Consider the following 7,992-nt stretch of genomic DNA (forward strand, 5'->3'; position numbering starts at 1 on the left):
CCGGGGGCGGTTCGCCGACAGCGGTCGGCGGGCCGCCCCCTACGCGTCCCGGGCGTCCCCGGTGTCCCGGGCGTCCCGGGCGTCCCGGGCGTCCCCGGTGTCCCCCGTGTCGCCCGTGTCGTCGGTGTCCCCGGTCGCCAGGGCGGTGCGCCGGTCGCGGCGGGGCGTGCGGGTGGGGCGGCGGGAGAGCCGGCTGAAGACGGCGACCAGGCCGAGGGCGCCGGCCGTGGCCGAGCTGACGATGAGCCCCTCGGTGAGGCCCGGTGGGCGGAACGAGCAGGCGATCCTGGAGGCGCCGGGGCCGAGCGGCACACCGATCATGCCCAGGACCGGGGTGGGGACGACGGGCAGGCCGCCGTCGACGGCGCAGGTCCAGCCCTCGGTGGCCGGGACGGAGAGCAGCGCGATGCCGGTGGAGCCCGTCGGGAGGGTCGCCGCCAGGGTGTGCCCGCTCGCCTCGACCCGGGTCGCGCCGGTCGCGGTGAGCCGGGCGACGGCGGCGTCCAGGGCGCCGGTGCGCAGACAGCCGATCGGCCGGGCGGGGACCTGGCTGACGGTGTCGGACCGCAGCGTCACCCGGACCACCCCGTCCGCCGGGACGGTCCCCAGCCGGTGGATCGCCACAGCCGTGGTCGGCTGCTCGCCGTCGCTGCGGTAGCTGGTGCCGAGGCCGCTGACCGTGCCCCGGTACCAGACGCCGTGGAAGAACGCCGTCGAGCCGGGCGTGCAGGCGGCGGCGAGGACGGTGCCTCCGCCGCCGGACGGCACCGACCAGCCGCTGGTGCCGTGCAGGGTGGGCGCCGGACCGCCGTCCGGAACGGGCAGCGGGGCGTCGTACACCTGGCTGCCGAGCAGCGACTCCTGCCGGGACCACACCGAGGAGGTCTCCGGCCGGGCGCCCGGCGGCATGACGGTCACCGGCGGCGGCGCGGCCGCCCGGACGGGGGTGAAGCCGAACGGCGGCGGTCCGTCGTCCAGGTGCCCGCGGACGGCGAACAGGGCCTGCCCGACCGGGTCGGTGACGCTCTCGGTCTGCCGCCCGCCGGCCGTCCAGCCTGCACCGAGGTCGTGCATCAGCAGCGCGGCGGCGGTCGGCAGGTAGCTGCTGAAGTAGCCGCCGCCCTGGCCGCCCAGCAGCAGCGGATCGTTGGGGGTGAAGGCGTGCGGGCCGGGGTCGCTGCGGCCGCGCGGCCAGTCGTCGGCGGCGCGGACCGCCGCGTGCCCGGCCCGCACGGCCGCCGGGGGGACGCTGCCGGAAGGTGCCGCGCCGAGCGCCGCGTACCCGGACCAGACGGCGTTGCCGAGCACCGCGCCGCCGATCACCCAGGTGGCGACGGTGTTCGCCCGCCGGTCGGCGTGCCGGCGGTCCAGGACCCACAGCGCGGCGAGCAGGACGGCACCGCCGGCAGTCAGCAGCACCCAGGTGGCGGGGCGGACCGAGTGCCGGCCCGCCGCCAGCCCGGCGATCACCGCGACCACGGCGGCGCCGCCCAGCAGGGTCGGCGGGTCCGGCCGGTGCGCCAGCGACACCCAGCCGGCCAGCACCAGCAGGCCGCTGAGCACGAAGGCGACCCGGTACGGTCCGCCGGCCGGGATCGCCAGGCCGTGCCAGACCAGGACGGTCGGGGTCCAGACGAAACCGAGCCCCACCACCACCAGCGCCGCGCACCACACCGCCCGCACCCGCGGCCGCACCCGCCGGTTGAACGGCAGCCCGCACACCAGCAGCAACCCCAGCAGGCCGATCGCCACGTCCGGCAGACCCCGCCCGCCGTGGGTGGCGGGCAGCAACTGGGCGAGGTGCCCGCCCAGGCCGGACGGCCCGAGCGGCTCGACCGGGGACTCCGGCTGGGCCTGCCGCGCGGCCCGGACCGCGACGAACAGCACCGGGGAGGCGAGCAGCACTCCGGCGGCGGCCATGGTGACGGCCCGGCCGGTGGCCCGGACTCCCTGGCGGAACGGCCGGGAGGTGGCGAACAGCCGCACGGCGAACAGGAGTCCGGCGGCCAGGGTGGCCAGCGCGGCGGTGTACAGGTTGCCCGCCCAGGCCAGGGCGACGCACAGTGTCCCGGTCACCCAGCGCCGCTCGTGCAGGCACCAGTCGGCGGCGAGGCCGAGCAGCGGCAGCGAGACCAGGCCCCAGAGCCACATCGGCGCGGCCCCGCCGACGTCCAGCACCCAGGCGCACAGCCCGTACCCGACGGCGGCGAGCGCCCGAAGCCGGTGGGGGCCGGGGTGGAGGCGGCCGAGCAGGCGGGCCATCGCCGCGGTGCCGAGGCCGATGGTGGCGAGGGTGACGAGGAGGACGGCGAGCTCGCCCCGGTCGCGGGGGAGGAACGCGGTGAGCCAGGAGAACGGGTTCATCAGGTAGGCAAAGAAGTCCGCCAGGAACGGGACGCCGTAGCCGCTGTTCCAGTTGAACAGCAGGTCCCCGGTGGCCTGCCCGTGCAGCAGGTCCCACAGGTGGGCGTGGTACGGCACCGCGATCGCGTCCGCCCCGGCCGGCCACTTCCCGCGCAGCCCCGCCGCCAGCGCGTACCCGCCCGTCGCCAGGCCGGCCGCGCCCCCGCAGACCAGCAACTCCCGCCGTCGCTCGGCCCTCACCCGCACGCCCCGTTCTGCCAGTGACCCCGGACCAGTGACCCGGACCTGGTCACCCTAAGCGCGCCCCCGGCGCGGGAAACGACGTACGCGCTCCTTCGACGGAGTGGCGTCCGGGATGGCCTTGCCGAGCAGCCCGGGAAGGCCGTCAGGATGCCCGTACGGGCGGAACCATGAGCATCGCGCCGTATCCCGACCGGATTCGGCCTCCTGCTGGTGGCTACACCGCAGAGGATCTTGACCGGCTGCCTGATCTCCCGCCGCACACCGAGTTGATCGACGGGAGCCTGATCTTCGTCAGTCCGCAGACGAAGTTCCATGTCCGCGCGAAGCGCGTGCTGGAGCGAGGGCTGGAGAAGGCGGTTCCGGAGGGTTGGGAGGTCTGGCCGGAGATGACGGTCACGCTGGACCGGCGGAACCGGCCGGAACCTGATCTCCTCGTGGTCCACGAGGACTCGGACACGGGCTATCGCCAGACGGGCTTCTCTGCCGAGCATGTCCTGTTGGCGATCGGGGTCGTCCCGGAGGAGTCCCGTGAGCGTGATCGGGAGATCAAGCCGCGCAAGTACGCGGCGGCCGGCATTCGTCATTTCTGGCGCGTCGAGTGTGACGAGGGCCGCCCAGTCGTCCACACGTACGAGCTTGAGCCGGCGTCCAAGCGGTACTTCCCGACCGGCATCTGTCACAAGCAGCTGAAGGTTGAGCAGCCGTTCCCGGTCGAGATCGACCTCACCTGACGGCACAGCAGGTCCGAATGGTGGACGCCGGGTGTCAGCCCCTGGGACTGCGGAGTAGGGTCCGACCATGTCTCGCACCATTCGTCTCGCAGTTGTCCCGGGTGACGGCATCGGCCAGGAAGTGGTGGCCGAAGGCCTCAAGGTCCTGGGCGCCGTGCTTCCCGCCGATGTGAAGCTGGAGACCACCGAGTACGACCTCGGGGCCCGGCGCTACCACCGGACGGGGGAGACGCTGCCGGACGACGTGCTGGCGGAGCTGAAGTCGCACGACGCGATCCTGCTGGGCGCCATCGGCGACCCGAGCGTTCCGTCGGGGGTGCTGGAGCGCGGGCTGCTGCTCAAGCTGCGCTTCGCCTTCGACCACCACATCAACCTGCGTCCGGGCCGCCTCTTCCCCGGGGTGAAGTCCCCGCTGGCCGGCGAGCCTGACATCGACTTCGTGGTCGTCCGCGAGGGCACCGAGGGCCCGTACGTCGGCAACGGCGGCACGCTGCGCGCCGGGACGCCGCAGGAGGTGGCCACCGAGGTCAGCCTGAACACCGCGTACGGCATCGAGCGCGTGGTGCGCGACGCCTACCGCCGGGCCCAGGCGCGGCCGCGCAAGAAGCTCACCCTGGTGCACAAGAACAACGTGCTGGTGCACGCCGGGCACCTGTGGACGCGGATCTTCGCCGCGGTCGGCGCGGAGTTCCCCGAGGTCACCACCGACTACCTGCACGTCGACGCGGCGACCATCTTCTTCGTCACCCAGCCCGAGCGCTTCGACGTGATCGTCACCGACAACCTGTTCGGCGACATCCTGACCGACCTGGCCGCGGCCGTCACCGGCGGGATCGGCCTGGCCGCGAGCGGCAACATCAACCCGAGCGGCGAGTTCCCGTCGATGTTCGAGCCGGTGCACGGCTCGGCGCCGGACATCGCCGGCCAGGGCAAGGCCGACCCGACCGCCACCGTGCTGTCCGTCGCCATGCTGCTGGAGCACCTCGGCTTCGCCGCCGAGGCCGCCCGGGTCGAGGCCGCCGTCGCGGCGGACCTGGCCGAGCGCTCCGGCACCCGCAGCACTTCCCAGGTCGGCGACGCGCTCGCCGGGCGAGTATCCGGCTAGCGGGCCGGATCCGAAGGCGGAGTTCCGGCTAGCGGGCCGGATCCGAAGGCGGAGTTCCGGCCGGCGGGCCGGACCCACAAGGTGTCCGGCCAGCTGGGCCGGACCGCATAACCGCAGCTTGCAGCTCTCAAAGGAGCCGGCGGCTGTTCGGCACGGCCCTCTGGATGCGAGTATCGACAGTGGGCCGTGTCGCTGTGCGTTCGTTCCGGCGTTCGATCGCCGGAACGTCCTTGCGGCGGTGGGGCCCGGACCAACCCCACGGTGAAGGAAACAGCCATGAGCACGCCCACCCAGGCGCCCATCACGTTCGACCTCAAGCCCTCCGCCCACCCGCTGCCCGCAGCGGAGCGCGAGGCCCGGCTGACCAACCCCGGCTTCGGCCGTGTCTTCACCGACCACATGGTCACCGTCCGCTGGACCGAGGGCGTGGGGTGGCACGACGCCCAGCTGGCGCCGTACGCGCCGCTGGAGATCGACCCGGCGAACATGACCCTGCACTACGGCCAGGCGATCTTCGAGGGCCTGAAGGCCTACCGCCAGGCCGACGGCTCCATCGCCACCTTCCGCCCGGAGGCCAACGCCGCCCGCTTCCAGGCCTCGGCCCGCCGTCTGGCAATGCCGGAGCTGCCGGTCGAGACCTTCGTCGAGGCCGTGGAGCTGCTGGTCCGGCAGGAGCAGGAGTGGGTCCCGAACGAGCCGGAGCAGAGCCTCTACCTGCGTCCGTTCATGTTCGCCACCGAGGTCGGCCTGGGTGTCCGACCGGCCAACTCCTACCTCTTCATGATCATCGCCTCGCCGGCCGGCGCCTACTTCCAGGGCGGCATCAAGCCGGTCTCGGTCTGGCTGTCCAAGGAGTACGTCCGGGCCGCGCCCGGCGGCACCGGCGCCGCCAAGTGCGCGGGCAACTACGCCGCCTCGCTGGTCGCCCAGGCCCAGGCCGCCGAGAAGGGCTGCGACCAGGTCGTCTGGCTCGACGCCGCCGAGCACCGGTGGGTCGAGGAGATGGGCGGCATGAACCTGTACTTCGTCTTCGGCGAGGGCAAGGACGCGAAGATCGTCACCCCGGAGCTGTCCGGCGCCCTGCTGCCCGGCATCACCCGCGACTCGCTGCTCCAGCTCGCCTCCGACCTCGGCTACGCCGTCGAGGAGCGGAAGATCTCCACCGACGAGTGGCAGCAGGCCAACGCCGACGGCACCCTCACCGAGGTCTTCGCCTGCGGCACCGCCGCCGTCATCACCCCGGTCGGCTCGGTGAAGTCCGCCGCCGCCGACTGGACCGTCGGCACCGGCGAGCCGGGCCCGATCACCATGGAGCTGCGCAAGGCGCTGCTGTCGATCCAGGGCGGCCAGAACGCCGACACCCACGGCTGGCTGCACAAGATCGTCTGATTCCGGAACGCCCACACCGGCTCCGGCCTGCCGTGTTTCGCATCGCGAGACGGGCGGGCCGGATCCCGGGAGCTGTGCCAGACTGCCAGCGTGTCCTCGCTTTCGCTGATTATCGGCAGCAGGCGCGCCGGTCCGCAGTGACCGCTCCCGCAGGACCCGATGCGGAGCGACCACGAGCGTCCAGACCCGCGCGCAGACCTCTCGCACCCGCGAGGGGTCTTTTGCTTTGTGGGCACCGCCCCGCCGAGCACCGCCACCCGGACCGGCCGAGGGCCCCCACGAAGGGCCCGGGGACACCGGGGCCGCGCGCGAGATCCTGGACAGTGGAGCCGGGACCAGAAAATCCGGCCAGAGCAGTACGAACCTCCCCGAACGGAGAACCAGGGGTCATGACCGAGGTCAGCCGTACCGACGACAGTTTCCACGTGTTCGACACCACGCTGCGCGACGGCGCCCAGCGCGAGGGCATCAACCTGACGGTGGCGGACAAGCTGGCCATCGCCCGGCACCTGGACGAGTTCGGGGTCGGCTTCATCGAGGGCGGCTGGCCCGGGGCCAACCCCCGCGACACCGAGTTCTTCGCCCGGGCCGCCGCCGAGCTGGAGCTGGAGCACGCACAGCTGGTCGCCTTCGGAGCCACCCGCCGGGCCGGCGGCCGGGCCGCGGACGACCCGCAGCTGGCCGCGCTGGTCGGCTCCGGTGCCCCCGTGATCACGCTGGTCGCCAAGGCGCACGACCGGCACGTGGAGCTGGCGCTGCGCACCACCCTGGACGAGAACCTGGAGATGATCCGGGACAGCGTCGAGTTCCTGCGCTCCCGGGACCGCCGGGTGTTCATCGACTGCGAGCACTTCTTCGACGGCTACCGGGCGAACCGGGAGTACGCCCTCGCCGTGGTCCGCACCGCGCACGAGGCCGGCGCGGACGTGGTGGTGCTCTGCGACACCAACGGCGGGATGCTGCCGGCCGGTGTCCGGGACACCGTCGCCGACGTCCTGGCGGTTACCGGTGCCCGGCTCGGCATCCACGCCCAGGACGACACCGGCTGCGCGGTGGCCAACACCCTGGCCGCGGTGGACGCCGGCGCCACCCACGTCCAGTGCACGGCCAACGGCTACGGCGAGCGGGTCGGCAACGCCAATCTGTTCCCGGTGGTCGGCGCCCTGGAGATCAAGTACGACCGCCGGGTGCTGCCCGCGGGCCGGCTGCCCGAGATGACCCGGATCTCGCACGCGATCGCCGAGCTGGTCAACCTGGCGCCCTCCACCCACCAGCCGTACGTCGGCTACTCGGCCTTCGCCCACAAGGCGGGACTGCACGCCTCCGCGATCAAGGTCGATCCGGACCTGTACCAGCACATCGACCCCGAGCGGGTCGGCAACACCATGCGGATGCTGGTCTCCGACATGGCCGGCCGGGCCTCCGTCGAACTCAAAGGCAAGGAGCTCGGCTACGACCTGTCCACCGACCGGGATCTGGCGGGCCGGGTGGTCGCCAAGGTGAAGGAGCAGGAGAACCTCGGCTACACCTACGAGTCCGCCGACGCCTCCTTCGAGCTGCTGCTGCGCGACGAGGTGCGCGGCAGCCGGGAGCGCTTCTACACCCTGGAGTCCTGGCGGACCATCAGCGAGCAGGGCCCGAACGGGGTTTCCGGCAACGAGGCGACCGTCAAGCTCTGGGCCAAGGGCGAGCGCCGCACCGCCGTCGGCGAGGGCAACGGCCCGGTGGACGCGCTGGACCAGGCCCTGCGCACCGCGCTGGAGGGCATCTACCCGCCGCTGGCCACCTTCGAGCTGGTGGACTACAAGGTCCGCATCCTGGAGGGCCAGCACGGCACCGGGTCCAAGACGCGGGTGCTGGTCGAGTCGACCGACGGCACGTCGACCTGGTCCACCGTCGGCGTCGCGGACAACGTGGTCGCCGCCTCCTGGCTGGCGCTGGAGGACGCGTACACCTACGGCCTGGTCCGCGCCGGGCTGGAGCCCACCGAGTAGCCGGCCGGGGGCAGGGCCGTGGCCCGTCGGACTCCGCGCGGGGTCCGACGGGCCACGTGTGCCTGGGTCACCGCAGTCGGGCGAGCAGGGCGTGTTCGACGAGCGTGATGAGGGCGCTCTTGGCGCTGTCGCGGCGGCGTGCGTCCAAGGTGACGACCGGGGTGTC

5 protein-coding genes and 1 pseudogene are annotated in these 7,992 nt (G+C 73.2%); 4 read left to right on the forward strand and 2 right to left on the reverse strand.

Annotated features, from left to right (window positions below; translation table 11 throughout):
* Nucleotides 1-39 precede the first annotated feature (39 nt).
* Entirely contained in the window at nucleotides 40-2,604 is a 2,565-nt protein-coding gene (locus AB0D10_RS11015; RefSeq protein ID WP_360254189.1) for a YfhO family protein, read from the reverse strand.
* Nucleotides 2,605-2,774: 170 nt separating this feature from the next.
* Between AB0D10_RS11015 and AB0D10_RS11020 the strand changes: the two genes are divergently transcribed.
* The 4 genes from AB0D10_RS11020 to cimA all read left to right on the forward strand — a co-directional run bounded on the left by AB0D10_RS11020 (nucleotide 2,775) and on the right by cimA (nucleotide 7,826).
* The gene (locus AB0D10_RS11020) at nucleotides 2,775-3,338 is read left to right on the forward strand and encodes a Uma2 family endonuclease (RefSeq protein ID WP_360254191.1); all 564 of its coding nucleotides are present in this window, start codon (nucleotides 2,775-2,777) and stop codon (nucleotides 3,336-3,338) included.
* Nucleotides 3,339-3,405: 67 nt separating this feature from the next.
* Nucleotides 3,406-4,443, forward strand: a complete 1,038-nt coding sequence (locus tag AB0D10_RS11025; protein WP_360254193.1) for a 3-isopropylmalate dehydrogenase — start codon at nucleotides 3,406-3,408, stop codon at nucleotides 4,441-4,443.
* 276 nt (nucleotides 4,444-4,719) lie between these two features.
* Entirely contained in the window at nucleotides 4,720-5,832 is a 1,113-nt protein-coding gene (locus AB0D10_RS11030) for a branched-chain amino acid aminotransferase (RefSeq protein WP_360254195.1), read from the forward strand.
* Nucleotides 5,833-6,221: 389 nt separating this feature from the next.
* Nucleotides 6,222-7,826 carry a citramalate synthase gene (gene cimA, locus AB0D10_RS11035; protein WP_360254197.1) on the forward strand — a complete coding sequence of 535 codons (1,605 nt, stop codon included), beginning with the start codon at nucleotides 6,222-6,224 and terminating at the stop codon, nucleotides 7,824-7,826.
* Nucleotides 7,827-7,893: 67 nt separating this feature from the next.
* Here cimA and AB0D10_RS11040 read toward each other — a convergent pair.
* Nucleotides 7,894-7,992, reverse strand: a pseudogene (locus AB0D10_RS11040) (ATP-binding protein); the annotation flags it as partial.

Source organism: Kitasatospora sp. NPDC048545 (assembly GCF_040651155.1).
Taxonomy (GTDB): Bacteria; Actinomycetota; Actinomycetes; order Streptomycetales; family Streptomycetaceae; genus Kitasatospora.